Source organism: Joostella sp., from assembly GCF_048266025.1.
Lineage (GTDB): Bacteria > Bacteroidota > Bacteroidia > Flavobacteriales > Flavobacteriaceae > Galbibacter > Galbibacter atrarenae.
Genome location: NZ_JBLXAF010000005.1, coordinates 168988 through 186192, shown reverse-complemented (window position 1 = coordinate 186192; position 17205 = coordinate 168988). Strand labels below are relative to the sequence as shown.

Genomic DNA, 17205 nt, shown 5'->3' with positions numbered 1-17205 from the left:
TTTTTTAAGATATTTTTTATGCGATTGTGATTTTTGCTAAGTAGTCGTAGTTATCACCTGCAGCTATTTGCTCGCATTTTAGGCCTACCATTTCACAGAAAAGGGATAAGGTGCTAAAGTCTAAATAGAGCCAAGTAGTAGTTTCTGTTTCACCTTTATATTTAAGAGTATAGGTGAGTTCGCCATAGTAATCGTTGTCCATTGGCACCCATTTCCCACCATCTTCATCTTCATCGAACATATAGATAATATCAGAAGAATCGATTAGAATTTGTCCTTTTTCAGAAAGTAAACTTTTTAAATGTTTTAGCTTTTCTGGAACACTTTTATAAGTTCCAAAAATTCCAGTTCCATTCATCAGCATCAAAATAGTATCGTATTTCTTTTCTTTTAGTTGAAAAATATCCTTTTGGATAACATTTTTGACACCTCTTTCTTTAGCGATTTTAATAGCGCCTTCAGAAATATCTATAGCAGTCACAGAAAGCTTTTTTATTTCTTGTAAGTATAGTGAATGGCTTCCTGCACCACAGCCTATATCTAGCACGTTTCCAAAACTTTTCTTTAAAGCTTCTCTTTCTAAAGGGGGCATGTCTTTATAACTTCTAAATAAATAAGAGATAGGAAGAATGTCCTCATCAGAGATGGAAGTTTCTGTTAATATATCTTCCGATAGATTTTCGTGATAATAATCGAGTATTGCTTTTCCGAAGAGATCTTTCATTTGTAACTTATATAGCTTTTACAAAGGTAGTAAGTTAATGGATAGTGTAGTGTAATAGAAAGACTAATAAAAGATGTTTTTGTATTTTTGCTTCTGAAAAGAATCTAGATTTTATGGATGAGTTTTTAAGACAATTACCGCAACTGGCAAAAGATAAGCAAAGTGAAAACAAGAAGTATTTCGCGAAGCTTAAAAAGAAGCCGCCAAAAGATCTAGACTATGTAATGCAAGACCTACATGATGCTGAGTTTGAAAAAACAGACTGTTTAGCATGTGCAAATTGCTGCAAAACTACCGGACCATTATTTACTAATGCAGATATTGAGCGTATTTCTAAACATTTTAAGCAAAAACCACAGCAGTTTATAGATTCCTATTTAAGAATCGATGAGGATAACGATTACGTTTTGCAAGAAGTTCCGTGTACTTTTTTAGGAGCTGATAATTATTGTTTAATTTATGATGTGCGCCCTAAAGCTTGTAGGGAATACCCACATACCGATAGGAAGAAATTTCAACAAATAAGTAATCTGACTATCAAAAATACTTCAATATGCCCTGCTGTTTATAACATTGTAGAGGCTATGAAATCACGTTTGCCAAAGTAGCAAACAAATAATTTTGAAATGTATAATTCAAAAATAAATCTTGTATTCAATCAATCGTAAATCATATATTTTTTTCTGATTTTCTTGAAGCTCTCTAAATCGGTTTTCCAAGAAGCTATTATTTCATCATTACTTTTTCCTGCTTCGATTTGTTTTTGAAGTGTTTCATTTCCTGCATGGAGTGTGAAGCCAGCAGTTTTAAAGAATTTAGACTTATCGTTACTGTTTTGGTATGCTTTTATAACCCATTCCATAGAAACCTCTTTTGGAGGAGTAACTTCAGACAGGTCTTCACCATAACAAACAACACCATCATGTTTTGGAGCTTTAGACCCGAAGTTGGGTTTCGGAGTATATTCAAAAGTAAGAACATTTTTATCTAGCCACGGAGCACCATAACGTTGAAACTGAAATTCGGTACCACGACCAGCATTAATATTTGTTCCTTCAAAAAGGCCTAAGCTTGGATATAACAATATAGATTGATCGTTTGGTAAATTCGGAGAAGGGCGAATTGCGAGATGATAACTAGAATTATGATCGTAATTTTTTACAGGAATAACCGTTATATCACATTGAACTTTGTTCGCTAGCCACTTCTCTCCATTAAGCATTTTTCCATACTCACCGATAGTTAACCCATAAACAAGTGGAATTGGCACTTTTCCAAGGAAACTAGCATGCTCTACTTCTAAGGTAGGGCCATCTACATAACTTGCATTGGGGTTTGGTCTGTCTAGAATAATTAACGGAATATTATTCTCAGCACAGGCTTCCATCACTAAATGAAGTGTTGAGGTATAGGTATAAAAACGGACACCAACATCTTGAATGTCGAAAACCAAAACATCAAGGTCTTTAAGTTGGGTAGCAGCTGGTTTTTTATGCTTTCCGTATAGAGAAACCACTTCTAAACCTGTTTTAGCGTCTTTATTACCCTCTATTAATTCTCCCGCATCAGCTTTACCACGGAATCCATGTTCAGGAGAAAATATCTTTTTAATTTCAATATTTAAATTCGATAAAGAATCTATTAAATGAGTGTATGTGCCATCATCTTTAAAAATAACAGAGGTTTGATTGGCAACAATACCTACTTTCATGTTTTTTAATAGTGGTAAATATTGGTCTGTTCTATTTGCTCCCACTATAATTTTAGCTTCCTTAGTTGGGGTCTTATCTATATTTACAGCCTCTTTTTTTTCTTGATGACCATTCGCACAGGAAATCACTAAAAAAAACAATAATAAAAATGTATTTTTGAAACTTATAAAGTATCTCATAGTTTGAATTTAGAATATTTTATTGCCAAGCGCCTTATTAAAGGTAAAGAGCATAAAAGTAGTATATCGGCACCAATAATAAAAATCGCAATCACTGCAGTAGCATTGGGAGTGATAATGATGCTCATTGCTATAGCTACTGGAGTAGGGTTACAGCGAAAGATAAGAGAAAAAATAGCTGCTTTTAATGGGCATATTCAGATCTATAATTATGATAATAATACTTCTGATGTTTCTGTAAATCCGATTTCTATACATCAAGATTTCTATCCAGAATTTAAAGATATAGCAGGAATTAACCATGTGCAAGCTGTTGCAACTAAGGGGGGGATTATCCGTACGGAGAATACTTTTGAAGGAATTATAGCAAAAGGAGTAGGGGTTGATTATAACTGGGAGCCTTTTAAAGATTTTTTAGTTGAAGGTCGTTTACCTGATTATTCTAAAAAGCGAAATGAAGAGATTCTAATCTCTAGATATTTAGCAAACCGTTTACAATTTAAAGTAGGAACAGAATTTTGGTCCTTTTTTCTGAAGGATGAGGTGAGTGATATCCCAAGCCAAGTGAAGTTTAAAATTGTAGGGATTTATGATAGTGGGTTCCAAGATTTTGATTCTAATTATATTTTTGTTGATCTCAGACATATCCAACGGATGAATAAATGGAAGGATGATGAGATTGGTGCTTTTGAGGTTTTTATTGACGATTTTGATCAGATAGACCAAAAGGGGCGAGAAGTATATGGAGTAACCCTCTCTACACTCGATTCTCAAACTATTAAAGAAAAGTATTATACTATTTTTGAATGGTTAGCATTGTTCGATTTTAATATTGCTATTATTATCGGAATCATGATAATCGTAGGTGGAATTAATATGATTACGGCATTATTAGTTCTTATTTTAGAGCGTACCCAAATGATAGGACTCCTAAAAGCATTAGGGAGTAATAATTGGAGCGTACGTAAGATCTTTCTCTACAACGCTACATATCTTATCGTAATAGGATTATTTTGGGGAAATCTTATAGGATTAGGAGTGCTATTAATTCAAGAGAAATTTGGATTAATCTCATTAGATGCATCTACATATCATGTTTCTAAAGTTCCTGTTTATATCAATCCAATTCATGTTATTATATTGAATGTAGGAGTTTTGATTTTGTGTGTTTTGATGTTGCTAATTCCGTCTTATATTATTACAAAAATATCTCCGGCAAAGTCTATTAAGTTCGAATAGATTCCTTCAAGAGAAATAAAAACTCTTAAGTTTATTTCTTATTGCCATTTTCTATTGCTTTCTTTTTAAGAGGAGTATGTTTTTAGATATGCTATACATTAATTTATATTGCGTAATGATTTTATTTATCTGATTTTTAGTAAAATAGGCTGTTTTTATTTTAAAATTTCGTAAATTTATAAGAGTACGATGTCCCAAATCAATTTTTAGTAGTAATCTTTAAAATTATAATTATGGGACAATCTTTACACAAAGAATCTACAATCCTTATTTACGCATTAAAGGCAATTGTTTTTATATTGATAGCTGTGCTCTCATGGGTGCTTATATCGGTAATATTTAGTTTTGTCGGTATTTTAGGATAAGAAAAGCTGCTTAGCTTTTTTAGAAAAGAGATTTAGGGTGTTTTCTACAAATGCTCTAAATTTTTATGGTTTAATCTGGGGCTATATACTGCATTTTTATTTATTAAAAAAATCAAATTCTTGTTTGTGCAAAATCCAGTTTACTTTAGATTTGCTTCCTTTTATTGTTTCAGATAATAATAGTTTATTTGACAAAATTGAACGCTAAGCAATGATTATATACCCTAAAACAAGTATTCAAGATTCCATTCCTGAAACTTTTAAAAATATTCAAGCACAGGAAGTTTATGATGCTAAGCCTGTATCTTTTATTTTTGATACAATGGGGGGGAGAGCATTGGGTGTAACAGTTTTATTATTGATACTAATTCTTTTCTATTTTCAATTTAAAAGATATCTCAGAAATTCATACCGTAGAGATGCGATTCAGAAATTATCTGAAGCGACTTCTGCTAGTGAAGTCTTAATTATATTGAAAATGGTAGCATTGCAATCTTTTGGCAGAGAAGAAGTAGGTAGCTTATATGGAAAGCCATGGTTAGAGTTTTTAGAAAAAACTGGAAAGGGAGTGGTTTTTATTTCTTTTGAAAGTGAAATTCAGAACTCTGTTCAAAGAAATGAAAAATTAGATGCTCATGTTAGACAGCAGATTTTAATGAATTCAAAAAAATGGATAAAAACACATGTCTAAAAATTAAATCTATTCTTCTTTAACTTACTTTATAAATCTCTGATTATTGTCTAAATCTAGGTTATAGTCTTCACAAAAAATAAGTTATCTACTGTGTAATTAAACATGTAGTACTAGCATAATAATATTGTTTTTTATTATGGGATAGATTAATTTCGCTACCCTTCCTCATTAAGAGGATTGAATTAATATGTAAGGTTGTATTGAAATCTATTTTTAAATTTTTAAAGCGAATGATTATAGGTGTAGTAGCTTTTATAGCTGCGATAGTAGTTATTTACATGCTGATGGTTCATTTCACTCCAGATTTTGGCGGAAATATATCAAAAGAAAGACAAGATGCTTATAGTGTGTCTGAGAATTATAGAAAAGGTAAATTTGTGAATAAGAAAGATGTTCCTAAGAGTAATGGTTTTTTCGGAACATTGAATATAGCAAGAAAGTTTTTATTCACTAAAGTTTCAAATGGAAGACCAGAGAAGGCGTTAGCGTATGAAAAAATCGATTCTATTGATGTAGCTGATTATAAAGGGAGTTCTCGTTTATTTTGGTTTGGACATTCTGCGTTTTTACTGCAAACGAAGAAACACTCTATTTTGATAGACCCGATGTTTGGGGAAGTTGCGGCGCCATATTCTTGGTTAGGAGATAAGAGGTTTAATAGTCAGTTGCCTATTGAAATTGAAAAGATTCCACAAATAGATGTTGTTTTGATTTCTCATGATCATTATGATCATCTTGATTATGGATCGATAAAATTATTAAAAGATAAGGTAAAAATGTTTTATGTTCCACTTGGAGTTGGAGCTCATTTAGAGGCATGGGGAGTTGATAAGGATCGTATTAAGGAGTTGGATTGGTGGGATGAAGTTGTTTACGAAGATTTAAATTTTGTCTGTACTCCTGCTCAGCATTTTTCAGGAAGAAAGGTTACAGATGGTCAAAGTACGCTATGGAGTTCTTGGGTTATTAAGAATAACGAGACTAATATTTTCTTTAGTGGTGATAGCGGTTATGGAGATCATTTTAAAAAGATAGGAGAGAAATACGGACCGTTTGACTTTGCTATGTTAGAGTGTGGTCAGTATAATGAGATGTGGCCAGATATACATATGTTTCCTGAGGAAACCGTGCAAGCAGGATTAGATGTAAACACCAAAATAGCTATGCCAATACATTGGGGTGCTTTTAAATTAGCTTTACACGATTGGAGGGATCCTGTAGAACGTATGGTTAAAAAAGCGGAGGAATTAGATCTTAAAATTAGAGTTCCAGAAATTGGAGCACCAATTTATATTTCTGATGAAGAAGTGAAAGATTCCTTTTGGTGGAGAGATAACTAAAGTCCCTTGATAATTGAAAATACAATATAATAAAGGCAGATTTGTATTTAATATACAGAATCTGCCTTTTATATTTTTAAAATATTCTATTACATAATAATATTGAGAATACTAATATTTGTATAAGGGAAGTGATTTAGTTAAATAGCTATTTATCAGCTAAAATAACTTCAACATTGTGATTTTCTAATTCACGAAGATGGTTTTCACTGATATTAGAATCAGTTATAATCTTATTAATTTTATCAAAATTAGAGATAAATGCCAGGCCACTTCTTTTAAATTTAGAAGAATCTGCAACCACAATAACTTCATCAGAAATGTCTATCATTATTTGGTTTAGGTAGGCTTCTTCCACGTGATGCGTAAATACTCCAAGACTTGGCTTAATTGCATCCACTCCTAAAAATAATTTATTGCAATATAATTGTCTTAAGTTTCTCTCTGCCATAGGTCCAACCAAAGACATAGAGAATTCTTTTAAATAACCACCAGGCATGAAAACCTGTAAGTTTTTATACTGAGAAAGGTTATTAACTATATCAAGAGCATTACTAATAACAGTCAAATTATTAGCTTCTGCTAGATTGTTTGAAATCTCGAAAGTTGTTGTTCCAGAATCTAGAATGATACTTTCATCGTCACCTATTAAGCTAACAGCTTTTTTTCCGATGAGTCTTTTAATATCAAGATTTATTTTTTTCTTTTCGCTAACAGTTAATGCGATATTACTAGTTTTGAAAGCGCCTCCATGGGCACGAATCAATAGTTTATTTTTTTCTAATCTATCAAGGTCATTTCTAATGGTAACTTCACTTACGCCAAGGGCTTTACTGAGGTCGTTTACACTAACTTGTCCGTGTTCATCTAATTCTTTTAGAATTAAAGATCTTCTAACTGCTGTTTTCTTCACTGCTTTAAAAATATTATGTCTTCTTATCAAAAATAGGAAATATTTATTCAGTATGAATTAAAACTTAATTTCTTTATAGTTTATTTTTTTAAAAAATAAGCAAGTGAGGCATATAATCTTCATTAGAGTCAACTGTTTAGTTATAAAAGAAACAAATCGAAATATATTGATATTACATTATGTTTCTTTTGAAATATGTTTTTTATATTAGTAACCTCATTTAATATAATTTGTTATGAATAGAAGAAATTACTTAAAAACATTTTCATTAGGAACTATTTTACCAGCCATTGGTATGGCCAGGCCATTTAATGGAGGAGTTTTAGATTTTTTTGGAAATATAGAACGTGTGAGTTTTGAAAGTAATTGGCATAACTGGCATGATATGAAGTGGGTGGGGCCAGAATACTGGGGTAACCGAATGCAAGACTGGATAATTGAAGATGGGAAGGCTGTTTGTAAGGTTTCTAGTGTAAATAGGAATTTAAATTTACTTACAATCCAAAAAAGTGATAACAAAGATAATTTTGAAGTAAGTGCTTCTATAGATGTCTTAAACGATAATATAAAAGGTAATTCTGATGCGTATGTCGGTTTCTCAATAGGTGTAAAAGGGAAGTTTGATGATTATCGATCTGCATCCGTTTTTGGAAAAGGAACTGATATCGGAGTTACAGGTAATGGGAAATTAAAAATAGGAAAGGAGTTATATGATACAGGTCTAAGTATTATTCCAAATTCATTTGGTTTAAGCTTAAAGGCGCGTTATAAAGATGGTGCATATGAGTTGGCAGTAACATTAGTTGATGGAAATGGAGAGGATGTTACAAATAGGAAGGTAAATGTTTCGATGGAAGCTGTTACGGGTAACTTTTCATTGATTGCTCATGCACCTTCTAAAAAAGTAGTTCATGAAAAAATAGCAGCATTTTCAGAATGGAAGATTAGCTCTTCAGGATTAAATCATAAAGAAGATCAATTATATGGTCCAATTTGTTTTGCTCAATATACACTGCATGCAAATAAATTGAAGTTAACAGCTCAATTAACTCCTTTTGAAGAAGTGCCAAATCATAAAGTATCACTTCAGCTATATAAAGAAGGGAAATGGCAAACGATTGAAACTCGTGAGAATACTAACTCAGGGAGAGCTGTAAATTTTGTCATAAAAGAATGGGAAGAAACAGAAGATGTTCCTTATAGATTATTAGCGGAGTTGCCATTAAAAAATGAAATGCATCATTATTTTTATGATGGTACCATAGCTAAAGAGCCATTAGATGAGGAGGAAATAAAGGCTGGAGTTTTTAGTTGTAATTTTCATTATGGATTTCCAGACCAAGATGTATGCGATAACGTGTCTTATCTAGATCCTGATATTATCCTGTTTTTAGGAGATCAATTTTATGAAGGTACTGGTGGTTATGGAGTTCAATTCGAAGGTGAATTTGATGAGCTCTGTATTGAATATTTAAGAAAATGGTTGCTGTTTGGTTGGTCATATAGAGAATTATTTAGACATAAACCTTGTGCGATAATTCCAGATGACCATGATGTGTATCATGGAAATGTTTGGGGAGAAGGCGGAGAAGCAGCAGATACTAGTGAAGGGTATGGAGCTTCAGCACAAGATTCAGGAGGATATAAAATGTCTCCAGAATGGCTTAATATGATTCAATTTACACAAACGAGTCACTTGCCAGATCCATATGACCCAACACCTGTTAAAAGAGGGATTGGAGTTTATTATACGCATTGGAAATATGCAGGGTTAAGTTTTGCTATTCTTGAAGATAGAAAGTTCAAATCTGCACCGATGCATGTTTTGCCAAAGGAAGCTGATATTTGGAATGGATGGATAAGAAATGAAAATTTCGACATAAAAAAGCACAGAGATTTAGATGCTGAATTATTAGGAAAACGTCAGGAAGACTTTCTGGAGTCTTGGGTTGAAGATTGGAAAGGAGATATCCAGATGAAAGTAGTATTATCTCAAACAAACTTTGCTACAGTTGCTACATTACCTAAAGAAGCTAAAACAGATGAAGTTGTTCCAAAACTAAATATTCCTAATAGAGGGGAGTACGTTTTAGGAGACGATTTTACGGCAGATATGGATTCTAATGGATGGCCTGCAAATAAAAGAGATAAGGCTGTAGAAATTATCAGAAAAGGATTTGCTTTTCATATAGCTGGAGATCAGCATTTGGGTAGTTTTATAAAATATGGAGTAGAGGAGCACGGTGATGGTAGTTATGTTTTTGCAGGACCAGCTTTAAATAACATATGGCCAAGAAGGTTTTGGCCTCCAGTTAAGAATGCTTCTCAACATACACTCCAAAATCCAGCTTACATAGGAGACCATATTGATGGTTTTGGTAATAAAATGACTGTTTTAGGAGTAGGGAACCCATTTCAAACGCATCATGAGCCAGCTGTTTTGCATGATAGAGCTACTGGTTTTGGATTGGTAACTTTTAATAAGTCAACGAGGGAGATTACTACAGAATGTTGGCCTAGATATACAGATATTAAAAAAGACAGAAGTCAGCAATATAATGGTTGGCCTTTTGGTATTACTCAAGAGGATAACTATACTAAGAAAGAAGAGTTTCTTTTACCTACTTTTAATATTGATACTATAAATGAAGTTCCTGTAGTTAAATTGTATAAAGATAAAGAGTTAGTTTATGCAATAAGACCTAAGTCTACTTCATTCCAATTAAAGACATTTAATGAAGGGAATCACGAAGTTATACTTTTATTTGAAAACACAAGTAAAGAATCTTCATATAGTTTTGAAGCAAAGAAGATTAATCAAGAGATTGTTAAGGTGTAATAGCTGTTTACTATTATTAAAGTAGAGTATTTTATTGTGATTTAATATTGATTTATTATCAAAGAAAACCAGTAAAGCAATTTGCTGGTTTTTTTATGCGTTAGAGTGAAATTATGCTGTATAAGGGTTTGTGAGCGTTTTGTGTTTATATGTTAATTATGAGGCATTTGAAGGTTTGAAAATATGAACATTGTGATGAACTGTAAATCTCGTTAAAATGTTAATAGAAACGTAAGTCGAATAAATACATCAAAACAAAGTAAATAAACTGCAAATGAAAGTATTTAATCCCTTTATCTTGTTGTTATTTGCGTTTTTAAGATAACAATCGATTGAATGTGAGCGAAACGAAAGAAAAAATGCTTTTATGTTTTTGTTTTTAACAATATTTTAATAGTTTAGCGAGACCTTTTTAAAGGTAAGTATTACAATTAACCAAGGGTAAGTATTACAATTACTCAATCAAACTATTAATTTATGAAAAAATCATTGCTTTTTTTTGTACTACTATTGACTACAACTTTTCTTTTTGCACAAGAAAAGGTAGTTAAAGGAAATGTAGTAGATGGATCGGGGGTTCCTGTTCCAGGAGTGAGCGTCCTAATCAAGGGTACTTCGATGGGGGTTGCTACGGATTTTGACGGGAATTATGAGATTACAACACATAATACTGATGCTGTTATAGTATTTAGTTTTATGGGTTTCTTGAGTCAAGAGAAAGTTGTAGGATCTCAAGATGTTGTTAATGTTGTTATGAAAGAAGATGTAGCCCAGCTAGACGAAGTTGTTGTAGTTGGTTACGGAACTCAGAAAAAGGAAAATGTTTCTGGGGCAATTTCAACTATTAAAAGTGAAGAATTAACTAAAGTTCCAGCTTCGAATACAACACAGTTAATAACAGGTAGAGTTGCAGGTGTTATTACGCAACAGTCGTCTTCTTTACCAGGGGGAGATGATGCTAGTATTAGTATAAGAGGTTTTGGGGATCCTTTAGTAATTGTAGATGGGGTGCAGACCACTATGGGAAATTTAGATCCTAACAATATCGAGTCCATAACAGTTTTAAAAGATGCCTCTGCTGCAATTTATGGAGCGCGTGCAGGTAACGGAGTGTTATTGGTAACTACTAAGCGAGGTACGCGTCAAAAGCCAAGTATAACCTATACAGGAACTACAAGTTTTACAAATGTATCTGCTTATCAAAAAACAGTAAATGCAGCTCAATATGTGGAATTAAAAAGAGAACAGGCTGTTAATACCCAAACTACGCCAGAATTTTCGGAAGAAGATTTAGAGAACTATAGAAATGGAGCGCCAGGATATGAGAGTTATAACTGGGCAGATGAGTTGTATCAAAACGGAGCTCCAATGTTTCAGCACAATCTAAATGTGAGTGGAGGGAGTGAGAATGTAAAGTACTTTACTTCTGTAGGATATTTAGAGCAAGAAAGTATATTTTCTACTCGTGATTTTGATTTTAAGCGTTATAATATTCGTTCTAACGTTGATGTAGAGCTGTCAGAGCAGTTTGGAGTAGCAATGGATATTTCATATAGAAATGAATTAACTGATAGAGCTGCATCTGGAGCTACGACTAACGCTAATAATGCAGTTAACGATATTTATACTGAATTACTTACAGCTCAGCCAATATGGAATCCGTATTTGCCAGATCCTTCTTATGGAGCTGCATACTCTGGGTTTTTGGAGAGAAATCCGTTGGCAATTTCTGATAAAGATTTAGATGGAACTTATAATTATGATAACAGAGTAACGACATTTAGATTGGAGGGGGAATATCGTGTAAAGGCAGTTCCTGGTCTTAAGTTAAAGGGGGTTATGAATATAATTAGAAGAACCTATACGACTAAGACATTTGCACTGCCTTATGATTTGTATTCTTATGAGGAAGAAGATGATGAGTATTTATATTGGTCAACATCTAACCAAGGCCAAAATAGATTATCTCAAGAAGCTTATAATAGTGATATTATTAGTCCTCAATTGTCTGTAGAATATGATAGAACTTTTAATGAAAAACATAAAGTTTCTGGTTTGTTTTTAGCTGAAGGACGTTCTGTAGAGTCAGAAATATTATCAGCAACTAGACAAGAATTGATTTCAGAAAACATTCCGATTTTAAATACAGGAAGTGATATTAATAAAGATAACGGTGGAAGTCAATCTGAGAGTGGAAGAATGAGTTATGTTGGAAGAGTTAATTATAGCTTTAATAATAAATATAATTTTAGTGTAACGGGGCGTTATGATGCTAATGCATACTTTGCACCTGATACAAGATGGGGATTCTTTCCTAGTGTTTTAGGTTCTTGGGTGATTTCAAAAGAGAACTTTTTGAGAGATTCTAATGTAGTGAATAATTTGAAATTAAGACTTTCATATACCAATATTGGAGATGATAGAAATATTTCTGGTTATGAGTTCTTGCCTGGTTATAATATTGTAAATGGAAACTTCTTAATTGGAGATGAGGTTAAAAGACAGGTAGTAACATTAGGACTTCCAAATAATGAAGTTACTTGGGAAGATATAAAACTATATAATATTGGTGTTGATGCTACTTTTTGGAATGGAAAGTTAGGAATTGAAGCAGATGTTTTTCTTAGAGATAAAAGTGGGATCTTAACAACTCCATTAGTTGCTTTACCAGATACATTTGGAGCAGCATTGCCATTAGTAAATTTAAATAGTACGCAGACAAAAGGTTTTGAAGTATTGCTTACGCATAGAAGTACTATTGGAAATGTACGTCTTAATATCGCGCCTAGTTTCGGATATTCAAGAACAAAGTATACACACTTTGAAGAAGAGGAATATACAGATCCAGATGATGTCAGAATTTATCAACGAACGGGGAATTATACAGATAGGAGAACTGGGTATATTTCAGATGGGATGTTTATGAATCAAGATGAGATTGACAATTTAGCCTACGATCAAGATCAACAGGGTAATGTAACCTTACGCCCAGGAGATATTAGATATAAGGATATAAATGAAGATGGAGTAATTGATTATAGAGATCAAGATGTTATTGGAAGAAATAGTCGTCCTAACGTTACTTATGCAGCTAATATAGGTCTTCAGTATAAAAACTTTTCATTTAGTGCCTTGCTTCAAGGAGCTTCACAATTTGATGTAAATATTGTTACTGCAGCTAGAAATATGTTTCAAAATGGATCGATTCCATATGATTTCCATTATAAGTACAGATGGAGTCCCTCAGAGGAAGATCCTTTAGTTAATGATAACCCGAATGCACAATTGCCAATGGCTTTTGATGGAGGTACTTCTAATAACAATAAAACTTCAGATTTTTGGGTTAAGGATGCTACGTACTTACGATTGAAGCAAGTTAATTTAGCATATACAATTCCATCTACAAAAAATAGTGGAGGGATAAGTAATATTCAGTTGTCATTGGCAGCAACAAACTTATTTACATGGAGTAAATTAGGAATATATAAAAACTTTCTTGATCCAGAGAATAATCTAGCAAACGGTAGAGCATATCCAATTACTTCAGCTTATACGTTTGGAGTGAAGTTTAATATCAATTAATAAAATTATAGCGATGAAGAATAGAATAATTAAAAGTATTAGCTCTTTACTGCTTATAGTTGCAGTAGGGTGTACGAACGACTATTATTTGGATAAAGGTCCATTTACAGTGATAGAAGAGGATGCTGTATTTTCTGACAAAAACTTAACAGAGGCAAATCTTCTTAATTTATATGATCGAACAAAGTTTGAAGAGCTAGGAGGGCAGTCTGATTTTAATATGGGACTTATAGCTGCTATGGGTGGTTCTGCAAGAACAGTTGGGGCTTGGCAGACACCATATGCTGCAGCTTTGAGGGTTTATGATGAGACTGGGGCTGGTTCTATGGCTTATTGGCCTTATAACTTGATTAGGGATATAAATAGTTTTATAGTAGGAATTAATAATAGTGAATTTGAATCAGAATATATTTTACAACGAGAGTCTGAAGCACGTTTTTTAAGAGCTTGGGCATATTTTCAGATGGTAAAACGTTATGGAGGAGTTCCTATTATAACAGTTCCTCAACAACAAGATGATCCAGAAGAAGAGTTATATCCAGCAAGAAACACGGAAAAAGAAGTGTATGATTTTATAATAGAAGAAGCGCAAGCTATAGCAGAAAGGTTGCCGTCTGTTTATGATGGTAATGATTATGGTAGAGTAAGTAAATGGGCGGCTATTGCTCTTGTGAGTAGAGCAGGATTATATGCTGGGAGTATAGCTAAATTTGGAGAAGAAAATGGTCCTGTTGGGATTCCAGCTGGACAGGCTAATACTTATTTCCAAAAATCTTTAGATGCTTCCAAAGAGATTATTACGAAGGGGCCTTTTTCTTTATATAACAGAGAAAGTGATTTGTCTAAAAACTTTGAGCGTTTGTTTGTTGATGAAAATGATAACCCTGAAGTGATCCTTGCTTTGAGGTTCGATTTTGAAGCGCAAGTAGGACATTCATGGGATAACCTAGCAACACCGGTTGGGTTTACTTCGGCTTGGAGTTCTAATTACCCTGTATATTTAAATGTTTTAGATTTATTTGATTATGCTGATGGTTCTTCAGGAGCTTTTGATAGAACGAAGTTTGATGGTGAAACGCTTATTAGTAAAGAGGAGCTATTTGAAAACAGAGATCCTAGATTTGCTGCCTCTATATTTTACCCTGAGATTGAGTGGCAAGGTTCTAATGCTTACTTTCATTCTAGTACTATTTATACTGATGAAAATGGAGAACGTCAAGAAAGTAATAGCGAGACTTTCACTATTCCAGGTTCAGACTGGAGAGCTAAAGCTCCTAATAAAAATCAACATAGAACAGGGTTGTTGATTAAGAAACGTGTAGACGAGTCTTATGAGCCAGTAGCTAGTGGCCAATCAAGTTCTGATTTTTTAGTGTTTAGATATGGAGAAATATTACTAAACTATGCGGAAGCAGGATTTTATTTAGGAACAGGTGATGCGCTTGATAAATTGAATCAAGTGAGAGATAGAGTAGGCATGCCTAAAAGAAATGAGCTTACGGAGGAAAACATTCGTCAAGAGCGGCAAGTAGAGTTGTTGTTCGAAGAGCATAGATATTGGGATTTAAAACGTTGGAGAATTGCAGATCAGGTTCTTAATGGGCGTTTAAAAGGAATGAGATATGTTTATGATTTTGATGCTCAGAAATATTTAATCACAGAGGTAAACGGAGATTCTGGAGTTAGAGTTTTTGATCCTACAAAACATTATTATTTTGCATTAGGAGTTGGTCGATTAGCGGATAATCCAAACTTAGTGGAGAATCCAGGATATTAATCAAATCATATTGTAATTTTTATATTTACAATAAGTAAACCCGTAACACTAGCTAGTGTTACGGGTTTGTTGTTTTATCCTTAATATATTTCATAATGAAACATTAAATGAAATGAAACGAAAATAAATAACATGTCAAAATTTGCTTGTTGTTATTTATTTGGTATTTTTACTATCATGAGGGTTTAATTTCTTGATAGTGTTAAAACGGATTGGTAGTCAGGTTTTTGTTTGGAAAAATCATTTTTGCTTAAAGCTGATGTGTATTGGTTTTTATGTTTTTAATGGGGCTGCAATTTTTAATGTAAACGGTTAATTTAGATAATTATTTAAGATGAAAAAAAGTTTGGTTTTATGTGTGTTATTATTGACTTCAGCTTTGCTTAATTCTCAGGAGAATATTGTTCAAAGAGAAGATGGTTCTAATAGTAAAACAAACTTTATCCTTATTGTAGCAGATGATTTAGGTTATGGAGATTTAAGTTTTACAGGTAGTAAGCAGATTAAAACTCCAAATATAGATGAGCTTGCCCAGACAGGAGTGTTTTTTAGTAATGCTTATGTCTCTGCTCCTGTTTGCAGTCCTTCAAGAGCAGGTTTTTTGACTGGTATTAATCAGGTTTCATTTGGCTATGATAATAATTTAGGAGGAAATCAACCTGGCTTCGATCCTGAATATAGAGGACTTCCAGTAGAGCAAAAAACTATTGCAAATCACTTGAAAGAATATGGCTACGTTACGGGGCTCATAGGAAAATGGCATCTAGGGTACGAAGAGCAGTTTTATCCTACAAATAGAGGTTTTGATGAGTTTTGGGGGTATAGAGGAGGAAGTCATGATTATTTTTCGGGAGTAGATGAAAATGGAAATGCAACGATAGAATGTAACTACAAGACACCACAAAAGATTACTTATATTACAGATGATAAAGGAGACGAGTGTGTTGATTTCATAAGAAGGCACAAAAATGAAAGTTTCTTTTTGTATGCGTCATTTAATGCTCCACATACGCCAATGCAAGCGCTTAAAGAGGATTTGGAGTTATATAAGCATATTCGGAATGAAAAGAGGAGAACTTATGCTGCAATGGTGCACCGATTGGATTTAAACGTTGGAAAAATAGTAAAGTCCTTAGAAGGAGAAAAACTTGCTGAGAATACAGTCATTGTATTTATAAGCGACAATGGAGGTCCTGTTAAAACTAACGGGTCTATAAATGCTCCTTATAATGGAAAGAAAGGAACTCTTTTAGAGGGAGGAATTCATATTCCTTTTATAGTAAATTGGAAAGGAAGACTTCCTGAAGGGAGAAAAATTGAACAATCGATATCGTCTCTAGATATAGCACCAACATTTATTAATATTGCTAAGGGTGATAATAAAGGGTTAGAAAGTGGTAGCTATTTTACAGGTGAAAGCTTAATACCTATCTTAGAAGGAGGTAAAGATGAAGCATTGCACAAGACATTAATGTGGAAGTTTACTATAAGTGCAGCTATCAAAGAAGATAACTGGAAGTTAATTAGAATCCCAGATAGGTTACCAATGCTCTTTAATCTAACTGAAGATGTTTCAGAACAACATAATGTTGTGTTAGAGAATTTAGATATTGCAGAAAGAATGCTTAAGAAACTAGGCAATTGGGAAGTAAGGTTGCCACATCCACTATTCTTGGAAAACGCGATGTGGAAAAAAGTTCAATTAGAGCAATATGATACAGATTATCCGCTTGTTCAGCCATAACTTCTTTCGGCTTTCAAATTGTTAGGTTTAATATTATTGTTTCTTTTCATAAGCGTTATTTTATATATTTTTCAGATTATTTTAGTTAAAACGAACA

General features: G+C 33.1%; 12 protein-coding genes. 9 read left to right on the top strand and 3 right to left on the bottom strand.

The window, feature by feature from the left end; translation table 11 throughout:
* Positions 1–16 precede the first annotated feature (16 nt).
* Positions 17–724 carry a class I SAM-dependent methyltransferase gene (locus tag ACN0TY_RS10675; protein ID WP_417444477.1) on the bottom strand — a complete coding sequence of 236 codons (708 nt, stop codon included), beginning with the start codon at positions 722–724 and terminating at the stop codon, positions 17–19.
* 113 nt (positions 725–837) lie between these two features.
* Between ACN0TY_RS10675 and ACN0TY_RS10670 the strand changes: the two genes are divergently transcribed.
* On the top strand, positions 838–1332 hold the full coding sequence (locus ACN0TY_RS10670) for a YkgJ family cysteine cluster protein (protein WP_417444476.1): 495 nt from the start codon (positions 838–840) through the stop codon (positions 1330–1332).
* A 50-nt stretch (positions 1333–1382) separates the two neighbouring features.
* Here the strand turns inward: ACN0TY_RS10670 and ACN0TY_RS10665 are convergent, their stop codons facing one another.
* Positions 1383–2615 carry an exo-beta-N-acetylmuramidase NamZ domain-containing protein gene (locus tag ACN0TY_RS10665; protein WP_417444475.1) on the bottom strand — a complete coding sequence of 411 codons (1233 nt, stop codon included), beginning with the start codon at positions 2613–2615 and terminating at the stop codon, positions 1383–1385.
* A 3-nt stretch (positions 2616–2618) separates the two neighbouring features.
* On the opposite strand from ACN0TY_RS10665, the gene ACN0TY_RS10660 reads away from it, so the two are divergent.
* The 4 genes from ACN0TY_RS10660 (at position 2619) to ACN0TY_RS10645 (ending at position 6253) form a co-directional block, all read left to right on the top strand.
* Positions 2619–3854, top strand: coding sequence for an ABC transporter permease (locus tag ACN0TY_RS10660; RefSeq protein ID WP_417444474.1), 1236 nt, complete (start codon positions 2619–2621; stop codon positions 3852–3854).
* Positions 3855–4087: 233 nt separating this feature from the next.
* Positions 4088–4219 carry a hypothetical protein gene (locus ACN0TY_RS10655; protein WP_417444473.1) on the top strand — a complete coding sequence of 44 codons (132 nt, stop codon included), beginning with the start codon at positions 4088–4090 and terminating at the stop codon, positions 4217–4219.
* Between the two features lie 211 nt (positions 4220–4430).
* Complete coding sequence (locus ACN0TY_RS10650) at positions 4431–4910, top strand: DUF4381 domain-containing protein (protein WP_417444472.1); 480 nt, start codon at positions 4431–4433, stop codon at positions 4908–4910.
* A 233-nt stretch (positions 4911–5143) separates the two neighbouring features.
* Positions 5144–6253 (top strand): MBL fold metallo-hydrolase, encoded by a 1110-nt coding sequence (locus ACN0TY_RS10645; RefSeq protein WP_417444471.1) that lies wholly within the window; start codon positions 5144–5146, stop codon positions 6251–6253.
* 148 nt (positions 6254–6401) lie between these two features.
* On the opposite strand, the gene agaR is transcribed toward ACN0TY_RS10645, so the two are convergent.
* Positions 6402–7166: a transcriptional repressor AgaR gene (gene agaR, locus ACN0TY_RS10640; protein ID WP_236959594.1), complete on the bottom strand. Its 765-nt coding sequence runs from the start codon at positions 7164–7166 to the stop codon at positions 6402–6404.
* A gap of 235 nt (positions 7167–7401) precedes the next feature.
* On the opposite strand from agaR, the gene ACN0TY_RS10635 reads away from it, so the two are divergent.
* The 4 genes from ACN0TY_RS10635 to ACN0TY_RS10620 all read left to right on the top strand — a co-directional run bounded on the left by ACN0TY_RS10635 (position 7402) and on the right by ACN0TY_RS10620 (position 17108).
* A complete protein-coding gene (locus ACN0TY_RS10635; protein ID WP_417444470.1) occupies positions 7402–10005 on the top strand; it encodes an alkaline phosphatase D family protein in 2604 nt (867 codons plus the stop codon).
* Positions 10006–10482: 477 nt separating this feature from the next.
* A complete protein-coding gene (locus ACN0TY_RS10630) occupies positions 10483–13587 on the top strand; it encodes a SusC/RagA family TonB-linked outer membrane protein (protein WP_417444469.1) in 3105 nt (1034 codons plus the stop codon).
* 13 nt (positions 13588–13600) lie between these two features.
* Positions 13601–15364 (top strand): RagB/SusD family nutrient uptake outer membrane protein, encoded by a 1764-nt coding sequence (locus tag ACN0TY_RS10625; protein WP_417444468.1) that lies wholly within the window; start codon positions 13601–13603, stop codon positions 15362–15364.
* 334 nt (positions 15365–15698) lie between these two features.
* Entirely contained in the window at positions 15699–17108 is a 1410-nt protein-coding gene (locus ACN0TY_RS10620) for a sulfatase-like hydrolase/transferase (RefSeq protein WP_417444467.1), read from the top strand.
* Positions 17109–17205: the final 97 nt, after the last annotated feature.